1 protein-coding gene is annotated in these 285 nt (G+C 43.5%); it reads right to left on the bottom strand.

Annotated elements, in window-relative coordinates; translation table 11 throughout:
• On the bottom strand, positions 1-285 hold a 285-nt coding region (locus AAEY62_RS21875; protein WP_350636503.1), incomplete at both ends, for a GAF domain-containing protein.

Here is a 285-nt window from a genome sequence, read left to right as displayed (position 1 = left end):
AGCTAACTGCGCTGAGAGCGTAATTAAAAACGACTCTTCATCTTGAGAAAATACTCGAGCCATTTTCTGTTGCACAACAATAACGCCTAATACCTTTTTTTGATGAACAACAGGCACAGACAAAAAAGCGTTGTAGCCTTCTTCGTTCACTTCTGGGGAGAGTTTAAAGCGAGGATGCGATTTAGCAAACGCAATGTTAATCGCCTCTTCGCGCTGAGCAACTAGCCCAACAAGTCCTTCAGTAAAGCCAATTCTAAATTTACCCACCGCATCGGGGTTTAACCC

It is taken from the genome of Pseudoalteromonas sp. GW168-MNA-CIBAN-0100 (genome assembly GCF_040309225.1).
Classification (GTDB): domain Bacteria; phylum Pseudomonadota; class Gammaproteobacteria; order Enterobacterales; family Alteromonadaceae; genus Pseudoalteromonas; species Pseudoalteromonas arctica.
The sequence above is the reverse complement of the archived record's forward strand: the minus strand, read 5'-3'. Positions and strand labels throughout refer to the sequence as shown.